Here is a 24122-nt window from a genome sequence, read left to right as displayed (position 1 = left end):
GCATGCACAAACCGGAGCGTTTCGAAAAGTTCTATTTCGCCAAGGTGGGCATGGGTGAGGCCTGTGGCTGCGCCGAGCGTGTTATCGACGTCTATGAGTTCAATCGCAAAGGTGGAACCCAGTCGAAGCAAGCCCTGAAGAAAGACAAGCGCAAACGTCGGTCATTTCGATCATGGGCCGTGAAATACGGGTTGCTCAGCCGGAAACCACGGGCATAAACCTTCACCAGATCAATCAAGTGCAAGGCCGGTCGATACCTCAATAGATGGGGCCTGATCACTTTGCGCAACAGACCAAAAGGACATGCCCGTGACAGACCCGTCCATGCAAACCCTCTCGTTGGCCGATGTGCGGTCGCTTGCAAAATCGACGCTGCAAGGGGTGGGTGTGGATGAGGTTGGAAGCGATATTCTGGCCGATATCATCATGCGGTCCGAACGGGACGGACCGCGCAGCCACGGTTTACGCAATCTGCCAGTTTATGCGCAAAGTTTCACCTCCGGCTACGCCAACCCGACCGCCAACCCGGTCATTCGCCGCATTGCCCCCGGCGTTCTGCGTGGGAACGCGGATAATGGTTATTACCAGATCGCCGCCCATGCGGCGCGCGACGAACTGATCGACATGACCCGTGAAAACGGCATCGCCGCCTTCACCTGTGCCAATTGTCACCATTTGGGTGCGCTGCGCTTTGACACCGAACCATTGGCCGAGGCCGGGCTGGTCGCCATCGCCGTTATCAACTCACTTTCACTGGTGGTACCGCAAGGCGGTGTGCGCCCGGTCTTTGGCACCAACCCGATGTCCTTTGCCTGCCCCCGTGAAGGGTCTGCGCCGGTGGTCTGGGATCAGGCCTCGTCCGCCGTTGCATTTATGGACATCAAAATGGCCGCTGCAGAAGGGCATGATTTGCGGCAACCCGCCGGGCTGGATCGCGATGGGACCCCCACAGCAGATCCGGACGCCATTCTGGAAACCCGCAGCCTATTGCCGTTTGGAGGTCACAAAGGTGCGGGAATTGCCCTTTTGGTCGAGGTTCTGGGCGCAGCTTTGGCTGGCGGCACCTTATCCGTCGACGATGCCGAACGTGAAGCACATGGCGCGCTGAACATCAAAGGCGGGGCGACGCTGATTGCCCTGGATCCTGCCCGCTTTGGCAATGACGCCTTCGCCGATTACATCACTCGAATTTGCGCCGAGATCGAAGGCAATGGCGACGCCCGCGTCCCCGGTGATGGACGGCTGAAAAACCGGGCCGAAGCCGAGGCCAAGGGGATCATGGCCAGCCGCGCGGTTTTGGATCAAATCTCAACCCTAAGTTAAGCCGCGCGTTTCCCGTCTGGTCCACCTTGGGCCTTCCGATCTTCACAAATGACACGCTTGGCCGAAAACTGCCTTGTGTCTGCTTTGTTATTCGCGGTTTCTTGCTGGAAGAGAGAAGCATTCTTGGCAATGCAGGCCCGGCTTTTTAAGTCAGAGGCCCGCACCGCCGGACCTGATTGATGTGGAATGCAACTTGAAACCCAAACACAGAATGTCACCCGTCCCACGCCATGAATTGCGCATCGTGCGCAATCAGGGGATCACTTTTCTGGCTTTGGCCTTCCTGTTCAGCATCTTCGTCAATCTTCTGATGCTGACCGGGCCGTTGTTCATGTTGCAGGTCTATGACCGAGTGTTGAGTTCGCGTGCGGTTGAGACGCTGACAGCCCTGTTTATCCTTGTTGCGCTGCTTTATGCGCTGATGGCGATGCTGGATTTTGCCCGCGGTCGCATCGTGGCGCGGTTTGGCGCGCGGTTTCAATCCAAGCTGGATGAACGGGTGTTCGATGCCACGTTGCGGCGGTCACTTAACCCGCAGGCCCGCTCGGCCCCAGCCACTGCTTTGCGCGATCTTGAGTCGATCCAGAACCTGTGCTCGTCGCCTGTGCTGCTTGCAGTGATGGACATCCCGTGGACCCCGGTGTTCCTGGCTGCGATTTTCATATTCCACCCGCTTCTGGGGTGGCTGGCCGTTGCAGGTGGCGGGCTTCTGATTGTCATTGCCTTGCTGAACCAGGGCTTGACCCGCCGCAAGGTGGCCGAGGCGCAGGCTGCATCGGCGCGGGCCAACTCCTTCTCGGAACATGCCCGACAATCGGCCGAGGTTGTTCGATCCCAGGGGATGCAACAGGATGTCACCCTGCGCTGGATGAACCAGCGCACTGATGCGCTGCGTCAGACAATTGCGGCCAGTGACTGGACAGGCAGCTTCACCTCACTGACCAAATCGCTGCGGCTGTTTTTGCAATCGGCCATGTTGGCGCTTGGCGCTTGGCTGGTGTTGCAGAACGAGTTGTCGCCCGGTGCGATGATCGCCGGGTCGATCCTACTGGGTCGGGCGCTGGCCCCTGTCGAACAGGCAGTTGGGCAATGGTCCATGATCGAAAAGGCGCGCACCGCCTGGACCTCGCTCAACCAGTTTCTGGATCAAACCCCGCCCGAACCCAACCGCACCAAGCTGCCCACGCCTGAGGCACGCCTGGCTGCCAAGGCGCTGACAGTGATCCCTCCGGGCGCGGCGGCACCGACCTTGCGCAATGTGACGCTGAAACTGGAGCCCGGAACGGCGCTTGGTGTGATCGGCAAAAGCGGATCAGGCAAGACCACGCTGGCCAAGGCGTTGCTGGGCCTCTGGCACCCTGCCGCCGGGGAAATTCGGCTAGGCGGCGCGACACTGGATCAATATGACCCCACCGATCTGGGTCAGCATATTGGTTATCTGCCACAGCAGGTGACGTTGTTTAACGGGTCAGTCGCGGAAAACATCGCCCGCATGTCACAAAACCCCGATCCGCAGGCTGTGGTCGAGGCGGCCAAAAAGGCCAACGCGCATGAGCTGATCCTGTCTTTGGAGAAGGGATATGACACGTTTCTGGAAGGCAATGACAGCCAGCTGTCGGGCGGTCAGAAACAGCGCATCGCACTGGCGCGGGCCTTGTATGGCGACCCGGTGCTGTTGATCCTGGACGAGCCGAACTCTGCCCTTGATGCGGATGGGACCGAAGCGCTGAACGCTGCAGTGCGCGGGCTGAAAGAGGCGGGAAAAGCAGCCATCATCATGACCCATCGACCCCAGGCCATCTCGGAATGTGATACTTTGGCGGTTGTCGAACAGGGACAGCTGGTCAAGTTCGGCACCCGTGACGAGGTGTTGAACGCGATGGTCCAAAACGCAGGTGCCATCAAACGCAACCTCAATCAGGTGAACGCCGGATGACCGAGCAGACGAAAACCAACGGGCGCACACCCTGGCGGATTACCGTGCCCGCATTAGTGGGTTTCTTGGCCCTTGCCATTCTGGTCGGCGGTCTTGGTATCTGGTCGGTATACACCCAACTGGCGGGTGCAATTGTGTCCTCAGGCTCGATCGAGGTGCAAAGCAACCGTCAGGTGGTGCAGCACCCGGATGGCGGCGTCGTAGGCGAGATTTTTGTGCGCGACGGTGCGGTCGTGTCCAGCGGCGATCTGCTTTTGCGGCTGGACGATACCTTCCTGTCTTCGGAAAAAACCATCGTCGAGGCGCAGCTGTTCGAACTTCTCGCCCGCCGTGCCCGGCTGGAAGCAGAACGGGACAGCGCCACCCCCGAAGACCTGGCCATTCAATTGGACGGCGTTCAGCACGAACATGGCATCCAGCGCGACCTGATCGAAGGTCAACAACGCCTGTTCGAGGCGCGGTTGAATACAATGACTCAGCAAACCGATCAGCTGAAAAAACAGCTGGTTCAAACCGAAAGTGAGATTGACGGCACCGAGGCGCAGCTGGTCTCGCTCCGCCTGCAGGTCGAGCTGATCCGCGAGGAGCTTGAAGATCAACAAAGCCTGCTGAGCCGCGGCCTGACACAGGCCAGCCGGGTCCTGGCCCTGCAACGGGAAGAGGCCAGCCTTAGCGGTGAGATCGGGCGTCTTGAGGCATCCATCGCCCGGCTCAAAGGCCAAATCGCCGCGACCGAAATTCGGATCGTTGAGCTGGACGCCACCCGACGGGAAGAAGCGATTACTACCCTTCGCGACGTGCAATCCCAGGTCGCGGAACTGTCAGAACGGCGGTTGTCTCTGACGGAACGCCTGTCCCGTCTGGACATTCGTGCGCCGGTTTCGGGCACCGTCTATGGCAGTCAGGTTTTTGCCCTGCAATCGGTAATCCAGCCAGCCGAGCCGATGATGTATGTGGTCCCGCAAGATACGCCATTGCTTGTCGCCGCACGGGTGGATGCGATCCATGTGGACCAACTGCATGTGGGCCAACCTGTTGCCCTGCGCTTTCCCGCCTTCAACCAGCGCGAAACGCCTGAACTTGACGGCCACGTGATCAACGTCTCGGCCGATACATTCACCGACGAGCAAACCGGCTTCACCTTCTACCGGGCCGAGCTGGTCCCTGATGAAGGACAGGTCGAACGGCTGAACGGTCAGGTTCTTCTGCCCGGCATGCCGGTCGAGGCGATGATCAAGACCGATGAACGCACGCCGCTGTCCTATCTGGTCAAACCGATGGCCGACTATTTCAACCGTGCCTTCCGCGAGTGATCAGTTTTTGACATCACCCGAGAACCGGGCGGCGTTTTCCTTTGCAAAAGCGCTGGCATCTGCATCGGCATCCCAAAACTGTGGATTCGCCTTTGGAATGGTCAGCGCCTTCTGAACCGCAGGGCGCGCATCGATCCGATCAAACCAGGCGTTCAGATGCGGCAGATCATCCACCTTAACCCGTGCCCAGACATAGGCTCGCGCCCAAGGATATAACATCATGTCCGCAATCGTGTATTCTCCGGCCGCGATCCAATCGCGACACTCAAGCCGATCATTCATAACCTCCATCAGGCGGCGACTTTCGTCGACGTAACGGCGGATGGAAAACGGTTCCTCGTGGCCGTTGGGGGCAGCAATATGCTGGAAATACATTGCCTGCCCCATCATCGGGCCGACGTGACCGACCTGAAACAGCATCCACTGCATAACCTCGGATCGTTTGGTTGGATCTAGGGGCAGGAACTTTCCGTATTTTTCAGCCAGGTGCCACAGGATCGCGCCGCTTTCAAAGATTGCACGCCCTTCGGATCGATCTTCGATTGTCGGGATCTTCCCATTAGGGTTGAGGGCCAGAAACTCCGGCGTCTTCTGCTCTTGTTTTGAAAAGTTGATATGGGTCAGATCATATGGGACGCCCGCTTCTTCCAAAAAAATGACAGGCTTGTAGCCGTTCATGGTGCCAGCGGTGTACAGATGAATTTCGGGTTGAGACATGGTTATCCTCGGCATGTTTCAGATGTCAGGACAGGCTGACCAGGATCATTTTAGTTGTCTGCAAAATCTGAGGATTGAGAGATCAAAAAGCAACCAGTATACTTTTAGTAACCTAGTCCAACTTGTGGGTTCAAAGAATGCAGGCAGTTGTGAAACAGGATGAAAACGGGCGACGCGTCGTAAGCAACGCCTGTGCCGAACCTTGCGCGATTGAGCGCGGAATGCGGATTATCGGCGGCAAGTGGACCGGGTCGATCCTGTGGCATCTCAAGGATGGACCCGTTCGATTCAATGACCTGTCCCGCATGATTGGCGGCGCCAGCAAGAAAATGATCACCGAGCGGCTCAGGCAGCTGGAACATCAAGGCCTTGTGCACCGGCAAGTGATGGATACCGCGCCCATTTCGGTGCAATATTCGATCACCGCCTTGGGCACCACCGCACTTGGTTTTCTGGACGAACTCAGAAAGTGGAGCGATCAGTTGCCGCCCGCATTCGCCCAAACTGATACGTCAAAGGTCTGACCGCGTTCTGTCGGCCACTCATAAATCTCAGCGGTCCTGTGCGATTTAGGCGGCTGGGCCACCTGACCTATGACCCTGCCTTCTGCGCCCCTTCACGCATCTGGCTGAGGGTCTGCCTTGGGGTCAGCGCTTCGGCTGAGATGTTCAGGTCCAGAACAGCCCCTGTATCCGACGCCAGCGCCCTTTCGAACGCGGCCTCGAAATCCTCGGTTCGTTCGACCCGTTCGCCGTGATAGCCATAAGACCGGGCGAGTGCTGCGAAATCGGGGTTTTCTAGCGTGGTCCCCGAAACACGGGCGGGATAGGTTTTTTCCTGATGCATTCGGATGGTGCCATAGGTGCCATTGTTCAGGATCAGCACGATGGGTTGCGCACCTGCCTGCATGGCGGTCCCAAGCTCCTGACAATTCATCTGAAAATCCCCGTCCCCGGCAAAGCAAACAACGGTTCGCTCTGGATGCGCGACTTTGGCGGCAACGGCTGCGGGCAGGCCATACCCCATCGCACCGGATTGCGGGGCCAACAGGCGTTGTTGAGGGCCGTATTTGAAAAACTTGTTCGGCCAGACGGTGAAGTTCCCTGCGCCATTGGTTAGGATTGCATCACTGGGCAGGCGATCCCGCAAATAGGCCGAGACCTTGCCCATATCCACCGGGCTGGGCAGGTCGGGCAGGTCGAAACCAGCCTCATAATCCGCACGTGCCTGCACGCGCCAATCTGCCCATCCTCCACTCGCCACATGCTCGGACAGGGCGGTTGCGAAGGCATTCGGACCGGATTGAATACCCAGATCGGGAATGTAGACCTTGCCAAGCTCTCGGTCCGAGGCGTGCACATGGATCAGCTTCTGTTCCGGCTTGGGCACGCTCAGCAAAGTGTAGCCTTCGGTTGTCATCTCTCCAAACCGCACGCCGATGGCCAGGATCACATCCGCGCCTTGTATCTGCGCCCGTGTGGCCGGTGTCATCCCGGTTCCGGCATCGCCGACATAGCTGGGGGAATGGTTGTCAAACAGGTCCTGAAACCGGAACGCGGCCACAACGGGGATGTCAGAGCTTTCGGCAAAACGCTGCAACGCGGCACTGCCGTCGGCGCGCCAACCCCCGCCGCCAATCAGGATCAATGGGCGATCCGCACCGGACAGGGTCGAGATCACACCAGCGATGGCATCGGGCGTCGGGCCGGGCTCATGTACGACCGCCGGGTCGGTCAGAGCGGGCACATCGGTGACGGCAGTCAGCATATCCTCTGGCAAGGCAACGACGACCGGACCTGGACGGCCCGAGATAGCCGTGGTCCAGGCGCGCGCGATGATTTCTGGGATACGATCTACCGCCTCGATCTCGGTTACCCATTTGGCGACGGTCCCGAAATAGGCGCGATAGTCGATCTCCTGAAACGCTTCGCGCCCTTTCATGTCGGTGCCCACCTGACCCACAAACAGGATCATCGGCGCGCTGTCCTGCATCGCCGTATGCACCCCGATTGAGGCATTGGTCGCCCCCGGACCGCGTGTGACGAAACAGATGCCCGGCTGTCCAGTCAGTTTGCCATAGGCTGCTGCCATAAAGGCCGCGCCACCCTCGTTCCGGCACAGGGTGAAATCCAGCGCACCATTGGCCCCGGCCCGTGCGCTGCCGGTATCATGCAGTGCATCCAGCACCGCCAGATAGCTTTCACCCGGCACACCAAAACTGTGCTGGGCGCCCAGCGCCTGCAAGCATTCCACCAGCACAACGCCACCGTTCCGTTCTGTCATCTCGGGCTTTTCCTTCGAACCGTCCTGTGAAACGCTCGCGTCAGTCCGACATCGAGGGCGTTCCTATCGCGGCCAACTTGGCCGAAGAAGACGTTGAAGGTAAATCCAGAAATCCATGAAATGAGAAAATTATTCGACTGACCAGGCCAGGATCATCTGATAACCCGCTTATCACCCCTCATTGCAAAGACCAGCCCCCTAATCTGGCAGGATTTAAGGAGAGGATCATTGAAGGCTGCCATGAATATCCTGTTCATCATGTATGACCAGCTGCGGTTCGACTATCTCAGCTGCGCCGGGCACCCTCATCTTGACACACCGAACTTTGACCGGGTTGCACGGATGGGCGTGCGTTTCACCAACACATATGTGCAATCGCCGATCTGCGGGGCCAGCCGGATGAGCTGTTACACCGGGCGCTATGCCTCGTCCCATGGTGCGCAATGGAACGGGTATCCGCTGCGCGTCGGCGAGGTCACGCTGGGCGATCACTTAAGGGGCGCGGGTATGGGGTGCTGGCTGATCGGCAAGACCCATATGAAAGCCGACGCTGCCGGAATGGCGCGTTTGGGCTTGTCGCCCGACAGCATCATTGGCGCACGGCAGGCTGAATGCGGATTTGACGTCTGGGTCCGCGATGACGGACTTTGGGCCGAAGGGCCCGACGGGTTCTATGACGAAAAACCCGCGCCCTATAATGACTATCTCAAATCCAAAGGCTATGACGCCCAAAACCCTTGGGCCAATCATGCCAATGCTGGGGTCGAAGATGGTGAGATCGCCAGCGGCTGGCTGTTCCAAAACGCCGACAAAGCCGCCAACATACGCGAGGAAGATAGCGAAACGCCCTGGCTGACGGACCGCGCAATCGACTTCATTGATCAGGCCAAAGGGCCCTGGTGCGCCCATGTCAGCTATATCAAACCGCATTGGCCCTATATTGTGCCAGCCCCCTATCACAATATGTACGGACCAGCCCATGTACCGACCGCAACCCGGGCCGAAATTGAGCGAGAAGATCCCCATCCCGTCTACGCCGCGTTCATGAACAACAAGATCGCCGCCGCCTTTCAGAAGGAAGAGACCCGGCAAAAGGTCATCCCGGCCTATATGGGTTTGATCAAGCAATGCGACGATCACCTTGGTCGCCTGCTGGATCACCTGGAAGCCACGGGCCAGATGCAGAACACGATGATCGTGCTGACATCGGATCATGGCGACTATCTTGGCGATCACTGGCTGGGTGAGAAAGATCTGTTCCACGAGCAATCCGTGAAAGTGCCTCTCATCCTCTACGATCCGCGTCCCGAAGCAGACGGAACGCGCGGCACCACCTGTGATGCACTGGTCGAACAGATTGATCTGGCTCCCACCTTCCTTGAGGTCGCAGGTGGGGAACCGGCAGGCCATATCCTCGAAGGCCGCAGCCTGATGCCGTGGGTGCGTGGGGAAGCACCTGACTGGCGCGACTTTGTGATCAGCGAATATGACTATTGCCTCACACCGATGCGTCAGGCGCTTGGTCTTTCGAACCCGGATGCGCGGTTGTTCATGGTTTTTGACGGACGTTTCAAGATGATCCATGCCGAAGGTGGGTTCCGCCCGATGTTGTTCGATCTGCAAAACGACCCGGACGAGTTTGACGACCTGGGTAAAACAGACAGCCACACAGATCAGATCGACCGCCTGTATGGCATGCTGGCGACATGGGGGCGGCGCATGTCGCAGCGGGTCACCCGGTCCGACGCCGATCTGGATGCGATGCGCGGTCGCTCGCTGCGCCGGGGCATTCTGCCGTTTCTGGTCGATGGGACCGAAGTTCCTGATGAGCTGATGGAAAAGTATCGCGGGCCGGTGTCGCAGGACTTCACCTCAAAAGACAGCTAATCAAGGCTCGGTTCAGGGGTCGAGGCGACCCATGATGCTTTTGAGATATCGCGTCGAATGCCATGTCTGACTGGCGCAGAAGATCCCCGCGCAGCCTCGCAGCTTCAAGCTGACAGCCGAGGCGCTTTGAATCGTTCCCCGATACACACGCCCGGTTTCCGGGTCGCGCAACTGACCCTCCCAAACTTCACCGTTGAACTTCAAACCGGTCAGGATCAGATCACCGATCCGCGCATGCGGCGTATCGGCCTGATCCCAGACCCATAGCAACCGACCACAGGTCGCAGCCGAATCTGAGGGGCAATTTTCAAACCGAACCACCACGCCCAAACCCGGCGAGGCATAGCTGCCGCCCAGATCAAACGCTTGCGCCCGGTCGGCCAGGAATCCCGCAACTAGCGCGACGATCAGACCAACGATGCCCAGCCGGGCCCGCGACAGGCGCGGCGCAGTTTGGGCATAACTCTCATGATATTGCGGATGCTCGGTTTTCATCAACCGATCCCACCATGAGAAGTACAGGCCCAGATTGTACCGCGCATGAGCGTGGTGCAGATCGTGATGCGTGACGGTGGTCATCCAGCCAAAAACTGGCCGCCCATCGGGACGCGCTGGGAACACCTCAACCCCGCAATGCCCCAGCGCATTGCGCAGCATCATATGGGTGACAAAGATGAATAGCGCGACGGGATGCGCGGGCAATATGATCAACAAAAGCGGAAGGTAGATCGCGTTCACGACAGCCTCGCCTACGTCAAAACTGTACGAGGTGAAAGGCGTCGGCTGATGCGACCTGTGATGCAACCGGTGAAACCGCCGGAACAGGGGCGGATGGTGCAGCAGGCGATGGCTCCAGTAAAACCATGCGTCGTGCAAGATGATCAGCGCGGCCACGCTGAACAGAAAATACCACCACCCGCGATCTGCGACCTCGGGATATATCGTCATCAAACCAGCCCGCGCGCCCAACGCGATCGACGTCCCGGCAGCCGCAAAGATCAGAACCGTGCGCAAGCTGGCCAATACTTCGCGCCTGATTTGTCCCTTAGGTGGGTCCGTGGGCCTGATCTTCTGTCGATTTAAGCGGCGTGACAGCAGGATATTGATCAGCAGATAAGTGCCGCCGGCACCGATGACATAGCGCAGAAGGTCTGCACCAAACACCTCGGCATAAAGAGTCATGATGTTCGAAAAGGTCAACATAATAGGCTCCGTCGTCTGAATGGATACGAGCGAAGGCTTGGCATGCGCCACTGCACATGACCTGTCGATTTCAAAGACCGGCGGGTTTTCTTAAGAATCGGCTAGGGTTTTTTGAAATCGACCAGCCCAGACCGTTGACCAGTCAGGAAACGCCCGTTCTGTTGGGATTGGAATGTCCGATCTTGCACTGATTGATATCTTTCTCAGAGGTGCCGCCCTTGGCGCCCTTGTTTTATGCGCCTGTATTTTCCTCAGCGGTCGCGTGAACAGAAAAAACCTTTCTGTGGCAACGCTCTGCTTGTGCCTTTGCCCTTACCTGATCGTATCCACACCAGATATCCCGCTGCACCCGATGGCACAGACCGTACTGATCTGGGTGGCGTCACTGGTACCAGTTCTGCTGTATTGGGCTGCGCTGGAGCTGTTTCAGGATCAAGCGGATGTAAGACCATGGCAGATCAGCCTTGCCGTTATAGTTGTCGCTTCGGCCTGGTTGTCACATCTGCACATTTGGATCGCGGCACTGCGTGGCATCGCTGCGCTTGTACTGCTTTTTCACATGCTCAGTGTGGTGATACGCGGGGACGCGAATGACCTGATCGCCCAGCGCCGCCGATTCCGGCGGTGGTTCTTGGTCTGGGTTCTGGGCCTTGCCAGCGTCATCACCGCCGTTGAGATCCTGCAACTGGACCGCACAATGCCGCGCGGGCTGTTTGTCCTGCAAGCGGGCGTTATATTCCTGTCAGCGGCGTCGTTTCTTGTTTGGTCGGCATATTTGCGCCCGGATATCTGGCGCACCGCGCCATGCGGCGCTTCGGAAAACGCACCGGCCAACCCGACCCAGGCAGCTTTGGCACAACGCATTCAACAAGCTATGGAAAAAGGGTTGTGGCGTCACGAGGGGCTGACCGTGGCCCAGCTTGCGGCGCATCTGCACACGACAGAGCATCGCATCCGGGCCGCGATCAATCAGGGCATGGGGCACCGGAACTTTCCCAGCTACGTCAACACGTTCCGCATCACCGAGGCACAAAAACTACTGACCGAACCCGAAATGGAGGCCCGCACTGTCCTTAGCATCGCCTTCGATGTCGGCTTTTCTTCACTCGGCCCGTTCAACCGCGCGTTTCGGGATCAAACTGGAACAACACCAACGGCGTTCAGAAAACAACATCTAGAGAGAACAATAACGTTGAATGCGAACAATCCCTAAACAGCCGGGACAACACGCAGCGTTCGACTCACCAAATGTTGAAATTGTTCGCCAGGGCGACAATTATTGATCAAATTGTTCGTGAGATTAACATTTTTTGATCGCTGTTATTCAATCCAAGATTTGTTGTTGCATTACGTAACCGCCTTGGTCTTAAATCTTTCAGACAGATCAATGAAATCCGCAAAACGCGGATAATCATTTGACGCTACAGGGGGTCTTGTGACCGAATCTATGAACGACGCCGCGTTTGTCGAATTCCAACGCGTTCAAAAATCTTATGATGGCGAAAACCTCGTTGTCAAAGATCTTAACCTCGCCATGCCAAAAGGTGAATTTCTGACCATGCTGGGCCCCTCGGGCTCGGGCAAGACAACTTGTCTGATGATGTTGGCCGGGTTTGAAACCGCAACTCATGGTGAAATTCTTCTGGATGGCAAGCCGATCAACAACATCCCGCCGCATAAGCGTGGCATCGGCATGGTCTTTCAGAACTACGCCCTGTTCCCGCATATGACCGTGGCCGAGAACCTCTCGTTCCCGCTTGAAGTGCGCAAGCTGGGCAAATCCGAGCGTGAGGAAAAGGTCAAACGCGCGCTCGATATGGTTCAGATGGGGGCCTTTGGCGGCCGCCGCCCGGCGCAACTGTCCGGGGGTCAGCAACAGCGGATCGCGCTCGCGCGTGCGCTGGTGTTTGAGCCCGAGCTGGTCTTGATGGACGAACCGCTGGGCGCGTTGGACAAGCAGCTGCGCGAACATATGCAGTTCGAAATCACCCGCCTTGCGCATGAGCTGGGCATCACGACGGTCTACGTAACCCACGACCAGACCGAAGCTCTGACCATGTCGGACCGGGTTGCAGTATTCGATGATGGCCGCATTCAGCAGTTGGCTCCGCCGGATCAGCTGTATGAGGAACCCGAAAACAGCTTCGTCGCGCAGTTCATCGGTGAAAACAATACGCTGGAAGGCGTGGTGAAATCGATCGACGGTGGCGCTTGCGTCGTGCAGCTGGATGACGGTTCCGAGATTGACGCAGTTCCAATTAATGTGAACGCCCCGGGTGATCGGACCAAAGTGTCCATCCGACCCGAACGCGTCGAATTCAACAAGGACCGTCTGCATGCCGATGCGCATACGCTGAAGGCAACGGTCAAAGAGTTCATCTATATGGGTGATGTGTTCCGCTTCCGTATGTCGGTTGCCGGGAATGACGAGTTCATCGTCAAGACGCGCAACGCCCCCGATGCCATTCGCCTTCAGCCCGGCCAAGAGATCGACATTGGCTGGCTGGCTAAGGATTGTCGTGCGCTTGACGCATAGACCAAACCGCGCAGTACAAGCGCGGTTTCACCGAGGGACCGGCTGGCGAAAACCCGTGCGCCAGCTGACACTACAACAAACGGGACTTACTGGGAGTATCATATGAAACCGACAAAGACACTACTGACGGTGGCCGCGCTTGCGACGGCTGCTGGTGCCGTTTCAGCTCAAGAGATGACAATCGTCTCGTGGGGCGGTGCTTATTCGAAGTCTCAGCTAAAAGCGTATCACGAGCCCTATTCGGAAAAGACCGGCGTCACCATCCTGAATGATGACAGCTCGGCCGAAGCGGTCGCGAAACTGCGCGCCATGAACGAAGCGGGCAACATCACATGGGATGTGGTGGACGTGGTTGCCGCTGATGCGATCCGCCTGTGCGACGAAGGTCTGGCACTGGAAATCGACCCGGATACCATGCTGGCACCGGCACCCGATGGCACACCAGCTTCGGAAGACTTCGGTGACCTGCTGGTCAGCGACTGCTTTATCCCGCAGATCGTTTACTCGACGACCTTCGGCTATCGCACCGACCTGGTTGGCGACACTCCGCCCACCGATGTCTGCGCGGTTTTCGATCTGGAAACCTATCCAGGCAAGCGTTCGCTTGAAAAGCGCCCGATCAACAACATGGAATGGGCTCTGATCTGTGACGGCGTTGCCAAGGACGACGTTTATGACGTGCTGGCCACTGAAGAAGGTCAGAACCAGGCGCTGGCCAAGCTGGACACCATCAAGGACAGCGTTGTCTGGTGGTCTGCCGGTGCCGACACGCCGCAGCTTCTGGCCGATGGCGAAGTTATCATGGGCTCCACCTACAACGGTCGTCTGTTCAGCGTCATCGAAGAGCAGAACCAGCCCGTCGCCATGCTGTGGGACGCGCAGGTGTTCGATCTGGACGGCTGGATCATTCCCGCCGGTCTGAGCGAAGAGCGTCAGCAGCGTGCGTTGGACTACATTATGTTCGCAACCGACACACAGCGTCTGGCAGATCAGGCCAAGTACATCTCGTATGGCCCGGCCCGCGCCTCGTCAGCACCGCTGGTTGGCAAGCATGCCGATCTGGGCATCGACATGGCACCGCATATGCCGACCGATCCGGAAAACGCCAAGAACACATTCCTGTATAACTACGAGTTCTGGGCCGACTACCGTGATGACATCGACGCCAAATTCCAGGCGTGGCTGGCACAATAAGCCGGGCTTGACGTCATAAATCCGTCGGGGGCGGTGCGCCGCCCCCAGACCAAGACAACGCAGGGTACAATGATGACGGACGCAAGCGAAAACGCAGGGCCAATGCTGGCTGCAGACGGTACGCCGCTGAAACAGTCACTGGCGCGGTCATTGCGGCGGCAAAAGCTCAGGGCTTTGATGCTGATCGCCCCGCTGCTTCTGTTTGTCATGTTCTCCTTCATCGTTCCTATCGCTTCGATGCTGTTTCGTTCGGTCGAAAACAGCATTGTCGCCGAAACCCTGCCGCTGACGGTTCAGGCCCTGAACGAGTGGGATGAAAAATCCGGTGAATTGCCGGACGAGGCCGTCTATGACGCCTTTGTCCGCGACATGGTTGTCGCCATCGACAACAAAACGCATACCCGTCTGGGCTCGCGTCTGAACTACGAAGAAACAGGCATGTCTTCGATGTTCCGCCGGTCCGGTCGTCAAATCAAAAAGCTGGACCCCGAAACAGACGGGCCGTTCAAGGATCAGGTCATCGAAATCCACGACGGCTGGGGAGAGCCCAACACCTGGGCGGTCATCAAGACGCACTCGCCTGCAGTGACGAATGGCTATTTTCTGAATGCGGTTGATATGCGCCGCACGCCCGAGGGCGCGCAGGCCCAGCCCGAGGATAAGCAGATCCTGATCAAGCTGTTCGGCCGGACCCTGTTCATGTCGCTGGTGATCACCGCCTCCTGCATCCTGCTGGCCTACCCGGTTAGCTATTTGCTGGCGACCCTGCCGATGCGCGTTTCGAACATATTGATGATATTGGTTCTCCTGCCGTTTTGGACGTCGCTCTTGGTGCGAACCTCAGCGTGGAAGGTCATGCTGCAACAACAGGGGGTGATCAACGAAACCCTTGTCTGGCTTGGTCTGGTGGCCGATGACGCGCGACTTGTGATCATCAACAACCAAATCGGCACGATCATCGCGATGACGCATATCCTGCTGCCGTTCATGATCCTGCCAATGTATTCGGTGATGCAGACCATTCCGCCCTCTTACACCCGCGCCGCGAAATCCATGGGGGCCACCAACTGGACAACCTTCTGGCGCATCTATTTCCCGCAATCCATTCCGGGCATTGGCGCGGGCTCGATCCTCGTGTTCATTCTGGCCATCGGCTACTACATCACGCCGGAAATCGTGGGCGGCACCAAGGGCGTGTTCATCTCGAACCGGATCGCCTACCATATCTCGTCCTCGCTGAACTGGGGACTGGCCGCGGCACTTGGGACCATCCTTCTGGCGGTCGTGCTGCTGCTCTACTGGTGCTACGACAAGATCGTGGGCATTGATAACGTGAAGCTGGGATAATCAAGATGGCCGCACTTACTCCGATATCCCGCAAACCGCTTTCGATGGTCCTGCCCAGCTTGGCATTGGCCGGGGCTTTTGCCGGCGTCTTTGTCGGCGCAGGCAATGGGTCAATTTTCCTGGGTATTTTGATCGGCGCCGCCCTGATCGCCGCGTTGGCCTGGGTCTACATCACCGTCCTAAAAAACGAACAACTGGCGCGCTGGATCAACATCCTGGGCTTCGGAATCGGAGGGTTCCTGATTGCCGGACCCCTCGGCGGTGTCCTGGGCCTGTTGGGCGGGTGGTTTTTTGCCTGGTTCACCTATTGGCTGTATGAAGGCCGGTATCGCCAGAAGTTGCTGCCATACCTGACCGCGAAACAGGTGTTCTATCACTACCTGTTCCGTGTGATCTGTGGTGCGATCTTCGTCTTCCTGATCACACCTATCCTTGTGGTTCTGCCGCTGTCGTTCAACGCCCAGGACTTCTTTACCTTCACGCCGGAGATGCTGCGGCTCGACCCCGAGGGGTATTCGCTCAAGCATTACCGCGATTTCTTCACCAACAATGAATGGCAGCGCAGCTTCAAGAACTCACTGATCATCGCGCCGATTGCGACGGTTCTGTCCGTGACGCTGGGCACGTTGGCTGCCATCGGTCTCAGCCAATCCCACGTGCCGGGACGACGCGCCATCATGGGTATCCTGATTTCCCCCATGATCGTGCCACTGATCATCTCGGCCACAGGCATGTTCTTCTTTTACAGCGACATTGGCCGCTTTCTGGAAGGCACGCTGGGCATGAACAAGAACTTCGTGGGCTATTTGAAGGTCATTCTAGCCCATGCTGTTCTGGGTATTCCGTTCGTCATCATCACCGTGACCGCAACACTGGTGGGCTTTGACCGCTCGCTGACGCGTGCGGCGGCGAATATGGGTGCGGGCCCGGTACGGACGTTCTTCAAGATCCAGATGCCGCTGATCCTGCCGGGCGTGATCTCGGGCGGGCTGTTCGCCTTCATCACCTCGTTTGACGAGGTTGTGGTGGTCCTGTTCGTGGGTTCCGCCAGCCAGAAAACCCTGCCCTGGCAGATGTTCACCGGCCTGCGCGAACAGATCAGCCCGACCATCCTGGCGGTCGCCACGATCCTTGTGGTGCTGTCCATCGCGTTGCTGACCACGGTCGAATTGCTGCGCCGTCGTTCGGAACGTCTGCGGGGGCTTTCCCCCGCTTGACGAAACGCGCCGTCTGATCTAACGATTTCCTTGTTCACCCCCGCTGCGATGGCGTCGCGGCACGTAAGGGGGTGATCGGCTCTCGGACCCCGAGACCGCCTGTCCTGAACGCCGGGACATGTGGCCGGGTTCTTGCTTTTCCCGGCATAGATGAGAGACCGTATGATGAAAGACCTATCCAATCGCCCCGAATTCTTCACCTGCCACAATGGTGACAAGGCCCCCCTGCCCTTTAGCAATGGTGAATATGACCGCCGCCTGACCAAGCTGCGGGCCGTCATGGCACAGCAGGACATTCCCGCCGTCCTGCTGACCTCAATGCAGAACATCGCCTATTACTCGGGCTTTCTGTACTGCGCCTTTGGCCGCCCTTATGGTTGCGTCGTCACGCAAGATGCCTGCACAACCGTGTCCGCCAATATCGATGCGGGTCAGCCCTGGCGTCGCTCGGTCGATGAAAATGTGATCTATACCGACTGGCAGCGCGGCAATTACTGGCGCGCCGTGGCCAGCCTGATCGATGGTGCGAAACGTATCGGCATCGAAGGTGACCACATGACGCTTGCCGCCCGCGATACCGCCCTGCGTATGCTGGATGCACCGGAACTGGTGGATATCGCACCCGACACCATGGCCGCCCGCATGGTCAAATCCGCCGAAGAGATCGAGTTGATCAAAGGCGGCGCGCGCACCGCCGATGTGGGCGGCGCCGCCATCCACGCCGCGATCCGCGAAGGTGCAACCGAGATCGAGATCGCCATGGCAGGCCGCGACGCAATGGAAGAGGAAATCGCCCGCGCCTATCCGCAAGCCGAATACCGCGACACCTGGGTCTGGTTCCAGTCAGGCCTGAACACCGACGGGGCGCATAACCCGGTCACCAAACGCGCGCTGCAAAAGGGCGATATCCTGTCGCTGAACACCTTCCCGATGATCTCGGGCTACTACACCGCACTGGAACGCACCCTGTTCCTGGGCGAGCCCGACGCCGAAAGCTTGCGCCTGTGGCAGGCAAATGTGGCCGCGCATGAGCTTGGCCTCAGCCTGATCAAACCCGGCGCAACTTGTTCTGGCATCACCGCCGAGATCAACCGCTTCTTCGCTCAGGAAGGCCTGCTGGACTACCGCTCCTTCGGCTACGGCCACTCGTTCGGCATCCTCAGCCACTACTACGGGCGCGAGGCCGGTCTGGAACTGCGCGAGGATATCGACACAGTGCTGGAACCCGGCATGGTCGTCTCGATCGAGCCGATGCTGTGGATCCCCGAAGGCCAACCCGGCGCGGGCGGCTATCGCGAACATGACATTCTGATCGTGGGCGACGATGGCGCCGAAAACATCACCGGCTTCCCGTATGGCCCCGGCCACAACATCATCGGCGCCTAAGCCGCTTGGGCGGGGCCCCGGCCCCGCCTTTCCAAGGGCAGGCGCTTCAGATAGTCCACCGCTCTTTAGAATTACCCAACGGGATCAAGGCCGATCACTGTCACTACAAAAGTTGCTTGATTGTTGCCTTATTGAATGCGGTGGGCCACACTCGTCAAAGGCCATCCTCGGGCCTCCGCCCTCCAACCGGGAAGCATATTTCATGTAGAGTGAATTGATGTGAACCTGACTCGTTCGAGCGCTAGCATAAGGAGGGATTGCAGACATCGCTCGAAAGAGGAGGATAACAAATGCAGATCTCTGCTCCTATTTACGTGCTCAAGCGGAAAGCGAAGCTCTTTGCACGAGAAACAGACACTCCTTTACATCGCGCGCTGGACAAGGTTGCCATTCATGAAGGGTACCGAAGTTGGAGCCACCTTGCATCGTCATCAGCAGACACCGCGCCAGCCCGACAAATACTTGATCGACTTCGGCCTGGCGACCTCGCTCTAGTAGGGGCCAGGCCAGGTCAGGGCAAAACACTTCTCGGTTTGGAGCTTGCAGCCAAAGCATCGGGCAAGGGACGCAAAGGCTTCTTTTTCACTCTGGAGTATCATGAACGTGAGGTCACGGATCGTTTCGAAACCATGGGAATTGACCCGTGTTCTAACGACAATTCTGTTGTCATTGATACATCTGACGATGTGTCTGCAGACTATATTATTCGGCGATTGAGATCGGAAGAAAGACCCAAATTCATAGTCGTAGACTATCTCCAACTCCTTGATCAAAAACGTACAAACCCCAGTCTTGATGATCAAATGGCATCTCTCAGGAACTATCTTGATCAAACAGATGCCATTTGCGCTGTCATATCTCAGATTGATCGGTCGTTTGATCTGCAGGGCAAGTCCATGCCGGGTAAGCCAGATATTCGGCTGCCCAACCCGCTGGATCTCACAGTCTTCAACACGTTCTTCTTCATGCACAACGGTAAACTGCTGATTGATCAAGCATCTTAGACAGCCTTCCCACGGATTTGCGGGCACACGAAAAGTGCTCGCGAATCCGGTTTTCGAAAATATCTGCAAATGAGGCAGGCAGGGATTTCAAACCAGTTGTCAGAGCAACTGCAGATCGAATCCCACATCCAATCTTGATCGAATCTCAGCTCAATCTCGGTCAGATTTTCTTCAATCTCACTCGCTTCACGCAAATTTTTTTAATTTGTTCGATTTTAGCCCATTGAAATGAAAAAATAAGCTTCCTCGCATTTTCAGTGATTTACGCGACTTCCTATCCTCCCAAAAAACATTTTCGAGAAAATTGCAGTTCTGACCACCGGATAGGACACTCTTCTCAAAGCGGAGGAAGCAACAATGTCCAACCAGAACCCGGTCTTTATTCCCGGCCCCACCAACATCCCCGACCGTTTGCGCCTGGCGATGCAGGTACAGACTCAGGACCACCGCGCTCCGGATTTCGTTGAGACCTTCGCGCCGGTTCTGGAAGACACCAAAACAGTCTTCGGCACCACGACCGGACAGATCATTACCTTCCCTGCCAGCGGAACTGGCGGGTGGGAGGCCGCAGTGACCAACACGCTCAGCCCCGGCGATACGGTTCTGGTCGCCCGCTATGGCATGTTTAGCCACCGCTGGATCGACCTGTGCCAACGTCATGGGCTGGATGTTCGGATCATAGAATGCGCCTGGGGTAGCGGCGCGCCGGCGGATAAGTTTGCCGAGGCTTTGGCCGTCGACAAAGCCAATGAGATCAAGGCCGTTCTGGTCACCCATAACGAAACCGCAACCGGCGTGCGCTCGGACATCGCCGCCATGCGCAAGGCGATGGATGCCAGCACCCATCCGGCGATGCTGTTTGTGGATTGCGTCAGCTCGCTGGCCTCGATGCCATTCGAATTCGATGACTGGGGTGTTGATATTGCGGTCTCGGGCTCGCAGAAGGGCTTCATGCTAGTCACCGGAATGGCGATCTTGTGTGTCAGCCCCAAGGCGCTGGCAGCGATGGAAACGGCCAAGCTGCCGCGCACCTTCTTTGACTTCCGTGACATGATAAACGCAAACGCGTCGGGGGGCTTTCCGTATACCCCACCGCTACAGCTGATCTACGGCCTGCGCGAAAGCCTGAAAATGCTCTTCGAAGAAGGCCTGGACAATGTTTATGCCCGTCACTTCCGTCTGGCCGAAGGCGTGCGCAAGGCGACCTCAGCCTGGGGACTGGAACTGGTGGCGCAGTCGCCCGAGCTCTACTCGGATACTGTCAGCGCGATCTATGTGCCCGAGGGCTTCGACAGCAATGCGCTCACCGATCATGCCTTCAACGCTTATGGCGTCAGCTTCGGCATCGGGTTGGGAGAGATGAACGGCAAAGCCTTCCGTATCGGCCATCTAGGCAGCCTGACAGATGTGATGGTTCTGTCCGGTCTGGCCACAATCGAAATGGCCATGGCCGATCTGGACTATCCGATCAAGCTGGGCAGCGGTGTTGCGGCGGCACAGGAATACTTCCGTGCAAGCCACGCAGCCCCAATGAAATCCGCAGCGTAAGGAGGGCCCCGATGCTTGACGCGATGACCACTGCCGATTGCCTGACCATCGCCGATATGCGCGAGGCGCATGAGCGGATCAGGCCGCATATCAACCGCACACCGTTGCTGCGCTCGGCCTATCTGGACGATCTGACAGGCGCGCAGCTGTTCTTCAAATGCGAAAACTTTCAGGAGGCCGGGGCCTTCAAGGTGCGCGGCGCCTGCAACGCGGTCTTTGGCCTGAATGATGAGGCCGCCGAACGCGGCGTCTGCACCCATTCCAGCGGCAACCATGCGCTCAGCCTGTCTTATGCCGCTGGCCGTCGGGGTATCCCCTGCAACGTGGTGATGCCGCGCACAGCGCCGCAGGCCAAGAAAGACGCGGTGCGCCGCTATGGCGGGATCATCACCGAATGCGAGCCCTCGACCACCTCGCGCGAGGCGGTGTTTGCCGAGGTGCAGGCGCGCACAGGTGGCGAGTTCGTGCATCCCTATAACGACCCGCGCGTGATTGCGGGGCAAGCGACCTGTTCAGCGGAACTGCTGGAACAGACCGATGGGCTGGACGCGGTGGTTGCGCCCATCGGCGGTGGCGGCATGATCTCGGGCACCTGCCTGACCCTGTCGAACCTGGCCCCTGAGGTGAATATCTATGCCTCGGAGCCGGAACAGGCCGATGACGCCTATCGCAGCTTTAAGGCCGGTCACATCATCGCCGATGACGCGCCGGTCACCATCGCCGACGGGCTGAAAGTGCCGCTGAAGGAAAACACCTGGCACTTCGTGTCGAACTTCGTCAGCGACATCCACACCGCAAGCGAAGACGAGATCATCGCGGCGATGAAGATCACCTGGAAATACTTGCGCATCGTGATGGAGCCCAGCTGCGCCGTGCCGCTGGCCACCATCCTGAAACACCCCGAGGTCTTCAAAGGCAAACGTGTCGGCGTGATCATCACCGGCGGCAATGTGGATCTGGACAAACTGCCCTGGATCAAGGGTTGAGGAGGACATCATGAACAAGCCTGTAAACATCGACCAGCTTGAGGTCGGCTTTGACATCCCCGCCGCCATCGGCATGGACGCATCCGACATCCAGACCCCGGCTCTGGTGCTGGATCTGGACGCGCTAGAGCGCAACATCAAGAAAATGGGCGATTACGCCAAAGCCCACGGCATGCGCCACCGGGTGCATGGCAAGATGCACAAATCCGTCGAAGTGGCGCGGCTGCAGGTCGAGATGGGCGGCGCCTGCGGTGTCTGTTGCCAAAAAGTGTCCGAGGCCGAAGTCTTTGCCCGTGGCGGCATCAAGGACGTGCTTGTGTCCAATCAGGTGCGTGACCCGGCCAAGATCGACCGGTTGGCGCGGATGCCCAAGCTGGGTGCGCGGACCATCTGCTGCGTCGACGATATCGACAATGTCGCCGACCTGTCCGAGGCCGCGCAGCGCCACGGCACCCAGATCGAATGCCTGGTCGAGATCGATTGCGGCGCAGGCCGGTGCGGCGTGACCACCACGCCCGAGGTCATCGCTATCGCCAAAGCCATCGACGCAGCCCCGGGTCTCAAGTTTGCTGGCATCCAGGCCTATCAGGGTGCGATGCAGCACATGGACCTCTACGAGGATCGCAAAGCCAAGATCGACATCGCCGTGGCACAGGTCAAAGACGCCGTAGACGGGCTCAAGGCCGAAGGGCTGGACTGCGACATCGTCGGCGGCGGCGGCACCGGGTCTTACTACTTCGAAAGCACCTCGGGCGTGTATAACGAACTCCAGTGCGGCTCCTACGCCTTTATGGATGCCGACTATGGCCGCATCCTCGATGAACAGGGCAACCGCATCGACCGGGGCGAGTGGGAGAACGCCTTCTTCATCCTGACCAGCGTCATGAGCCACGCCAAGGCCGACAAAGCCATCGTGGATGCCGGGCTCAAGGCCCAGTCGGTCGACAGCGGCCTGCCGGTGATCTTCGGACGCACGGATGTGGAATATGTCAAATGCTCGGACGAGCACGGCGTGGTCGCAGACCCCGAGGGCGTTCTGAAGGTCAATGACAAGCTGCATCTGGTGCCCGGTCACTGTGACCCGACTGCAAATGTGCATGATTGGTATGTGGGTGTGCGGGGCGGCAAGGTCGAAACCCTCTGGCCCGTTTCCGCGCGCGGCAAAGCCTTCTGAACCGGGGAAAGGATCATGAAAGATATGACAGACAAACCCCTGCTGATCGTCGGAGAAGACCTCTGCCAGCAACTGGTTGGCCGCGCTGAGGCATTCGAAGCTGTGCAAGACGTCTTCGCTGCCATGGCGCGCGGCGACGCCTATAACTTCCCGGTCATCCGCGAGGCCATCGGCTATGCCGACGCGCTTTACGGCTTTAAATCCGGCTTCGACCGCGCCGGTCAGGTGCTGGGCGTCAAATCCGGCGGCTACTGGCCGGGTAACATGGACAAGGGGTTGACCAACCACCAGTCCACCGTCTTTCTGTTCGATCCCGATACCGGGCGGCTCTCGGCGCTGGTCGGCGGCAATTACCTGACCGCCGTGCGCACCGCCGCGTCCTCAGCTGTCTCCATCGCCCATCTGGCACGCAAAGATGCCAAGGTTCTGGGAATGGTTGGCGCAGGCCATCAATCCACCTTCCAGCTGCGCGCAGCCGCCGAACAGCGCGACTTTGAAAAAGTCGTCGCCTGGAACCCGCACCCCGAGATGCTGCCCCGCCTAGGCGCAGTCGCGACCGAGCTGGGGCTGGGTTTCGAGGCGGTCAGTCAAGAAGACCTGGGCGCACAGGCAGATGTGATCATCACCATCACCTCGGCCTTTGAACCGCTTTTGATGAAAGACTGGATCAAACCCGGCACGCATCTGGCCTGCATGGGCACTGACACCAAAGGCAAGCAGGAGGTCGACCCCGCTCTGGTCGCTTCGGCCAGCGTCTTCACCGACGAGGTCGCACAGTCCATCACCATTGGCGAGGCGCAACATGCCATCGCAAACGGCACATTGACCGAGGATCAGATCACGCCCGTCGGGGCCGTCATCAACGGCGATCATCTGGGACGCAGCAGCAATGACGAGATCACGCTGTTCGACGGCACCGGCGTGGGCCTTCAAGACCTGGCCGTCGCCTCGGTCGCAGCGCGGATGGCCGACGAGGCCGGGCTGGCGGAACGCGCCATTCTCTAGATACAAGCCTTTTCAAAACGGCCCCAAAACAGGTTAACCTGTTGGCACCTCTCAGTTCAAAGG

At 58.4% G+C, this 24122-nt stretch carries 20 protein-coding genes; 17 read left to right on the top strand and 3 right to left on the bottom strand.

Annotated features, from left to right (window positions below; genetic code table 11):
- Positions 1–2 precede the first annotated feature (2 nt).
- The 4 genes from ACR0JE_RS12970 to ACR0JE_RS12955 all read left to right on the top strand — a co-directional run bounded on the left by ACR0JE_RS12970 (position 3) and on the right by ACR0JE_RS12955 (position 4572).
- On the top strand, positions 3–218 hold the full coding sequence (locus ACR0JE_RS12970; protein ID WP_170534685.1) for a hypothetical protein: 216 nt from the start codon (positions 3–5) through the stop codon (positions 216–218).
- Between the two features lie 91 nt (positions 219–309).
- Positions 310–1323, top strand: a complete 1014-nt coding sequence (locus tag ACR0JE_RS12965; protein ID WP_480864447.1) for an Ldh family oxidoreductase — start codon at positions 310–312, stop codon at positions 1321–1323.
- A gap of 211 nt (positions 1324–1534) precedes the next feature.
- Complete coding sequence (locus ACR0JE_RS12960; RefSeq protein WP_480864446.1) at positions 1535–3259, top strand: type I secretion system permease/ATPase; 1725 nt, start codon at positions 1535–1537, stop codon at positions 3257–3259.
- Complete coding sequence (locus ACR0JE_RS12955; RefSeq protein ID WP_480827056.1) at positions 3256–4572, top strand: HlyD family type I secretion periplasmic adaptor subunit; 1317 nt, start codon at positions 3256–3258, stop codon at positions 4570–4572. Before ACR0JE_RS12960 ends, ACR0JE_RS12955 begins: the two co-directional genes overlap by 4 nt.
- Here the strand turns inward: ACR0JE_RS12955 and ACR0JE_RS12950 are convergent, their stop codons facing one another.
- A complete protein-coding gene (locus ACR0JE_RS12950; RefSeq protein ID WP_480864445.1) occupies positions 4573–5289 on the bottom strand; it encodes a glutathione S-transferase family protein in 717 nt (238 codons plus the stop codon).
- A 137-nt stretch (positions 5290–5426) separates the two neighbouring features.
- Here ACR0JE_RS12950 and ACR0JE_RS12945 point away from each other — a divergent pair, with 137 nt between their 5' ends.
- The gene (locus ACR0JE_RS12945) at positions 5427–5813 is read left to right on the top strand and encodes a winged helix-turn-helix transcriptional regulator (protein ID WP_480864444.1); all 387 of its coding nucleotides are present in this window, start codon (positions 5427–5429) and stop codon (positions 5811–5813) included.
- 67 nt (positions 5814–5880) lie between these two features.
- On the opposite strand, the gene ACR0JE_RS12940 is transcribed toward ACR0JE_RS12945, so the two are convergent.
- Complete coding sequence (locus ACR0JE_RS12940) at positions 5881–7572, bottom strand: thiamine pyrophosphate-binding protein (RefSeq protein ID WP_480864443.1); 1692 nt, start codon at positions 7570–7572, stop codon at positions 5881–5883.
- 240 nt (positions 7573–7812) lie between these two features.
- Between ACR0JE_RS12940 and ACR0JE_RS12935 the strand changes: the two genes are divergently transcribed.
- Positions 7813–9459, top strand: coding sequence for a sulfatase-like hydrolase/transferase (locus ACR0JE_RS12935; RefSeq protein WP_480864520.1), 1647 nt, complete (start codon positions 7813–7815; stop codon positions 9457–9459).
- A gap of 12 nt (positions 9460–9471) precedes the next feature.
- Here the strand turns inward: ACR0JE_RS12935 and ACR0JE_RS12930 are convergent, their stop codons facing one another.
- A complete protein-coding gene (locus ACR0JE_RS12930) occupies positions 9472–10662 on the bottom strand; it encodes a sterol desaturase family protein (RefSeq protein WP_480864442.1) in 1191 nt (396 codons plus the stop codon).
- Positions 10663–10834: 172 nt separating this feature from the next.
- Between ACR0JE_RS12930 and ACR0JE_RS12925 the strand changes: the two genes are divergently transcribed.
- The 11 genes from ACR0JE_RS12925 to bhcD all read left to right on the top strand — a co-directional run bounded on the left by ACR0JE_RS12925 (position 10835) and on the right by bhcD (position 24059).
- Positions 10835–11875, top strand: coding sequence for a helix-turn-helix domain-containing protein (locus ACR0JE_RS12925; RefSeq protein ID WP_480864441.1), 1041 nt, complete (start codon positions 10835–10837; stop codon positions 11873–11875).
- 234 nt (positions 11876–12109) lie between these two features.
- On the top strand, positions 12110–13198 hold the full coding sequence (locus tag ACR0JE_RS12920) for an ABC transporter ATP-binding protein (protein ID WP_480544121.1): 1089 nt from the start codon (positions 12110–12112) through the stop codon (positions 13196–13198).
- Between the two features lie 102 nt (positions 13199–13300).
- Positions 13301–14392, top strand: coding sequence for an extracellular solute-binding protein (locus ACR0JE_RS12915; protein ID WP_480543909.1), 1092 nt, complete (start codon positions 13301–13303; stop codon positions 14390–14392).
- A 72-nt stretch (positions 14393–14464) separates the two neighbouring features.
- A complete protein-coding gene (locus ACR0JE_RS12910; protein ID WP_480864440.1) occupies positions 14465–15739 on the top strand; it encodes an ABC transporter permease in 1275 nt (424 codons plus the stop codon).
- A 5-nt stretch (positions 15740–15744) separates the two neighbouring features.
- Positions 15745–16956, top strand: coding sequence for an ABC transporter permease (locus tag ACR0JE_RS12905; RefSeq protein ID WP_480864439.1), 1212 nt, complete (start codon positions 15745–15747; stop codon positions 16954–16956).
- Between the two features lie 165 nt (positions 16957–17121).
- Positions 17122–18342, top strand: coding sequence for an aminopeptidase P family protein (locus tag ACR0JE_RS12900; protein WP_480864438.1), 1221 nt, complete (start codon positions 17122–17124; stop codon positions 18340–18342).
- Between the two features lie 290 nt (positions 18343–18632).
- A complete protein-coding gene (locus tag ACR0JE_RS12895) occupies positions 18633–19346 on the top strand; it encodes a DNA helicase (protein ID WP_480864437.1) in 714 nt (237 codons plus the stop codon).
- A 357-nt stretch (positions 19347–19703) separates the two neighbouring features.
- A complete protein-coding gene (gene bhcA, locus ACR0JE_RS12890) occupies positions 19704–20894 on the top strand; it encodes an L-aspartate--glyoxylate aminotransferase BhcA (RefSeq protein WP_480864436.1) in 1191 nt (396 codons plus the stop codon).
- A gap of 11 nt (positions 20895–20905) precedes the next feature.
- Positions 20906–21880: a beta-hydroxyaspartate dehydratase BhcB gene (gene bhcB / locus ACR0JE_RS12885; protein ID WP_480543905.1), complete on the top strand. Its 975-nt coding sequence runs from the start codon at positions 20906–20908 to the stop codon at positions 21878–21880.
- A gap of 10 nt (positions 21881–21890) precedes the next feature.
- On the top strand, positions 21891–23054 hold the full coding sequence (gene bhcC / locus ACR0JE_RS12880) for a 3-hydroxy-D-aspartate aldolase BhcC (RefSeq protein ID WP_480864435.1): 1164 nt from the start codon (positions 21891–21893) through the stop codon (positions 23052–23054).
- A gap of 15 nt (positions 23055–23069) precedes the next feature.
- Complete coding sequence (bhcD, locus tag ACR0JE_RS12875) at positions 23070–24059, top strand: iminosuccinate reductase BhcD (protein WP_480864434.1); 990 nt, start codon at positions 23070–23072, stop codon at positions 24057–24059.
- Positions 24060–24122 lie beyond the last annotated feature (63 nt).

Source organism: Ruegeria sp. H3, from assembly GCF_056533095.1.
The sequence above is the reverse complement of the archived record's forward strand: the minus strand, read 5'-3'. Positions and strand labels throughout refer to the sequence as shown.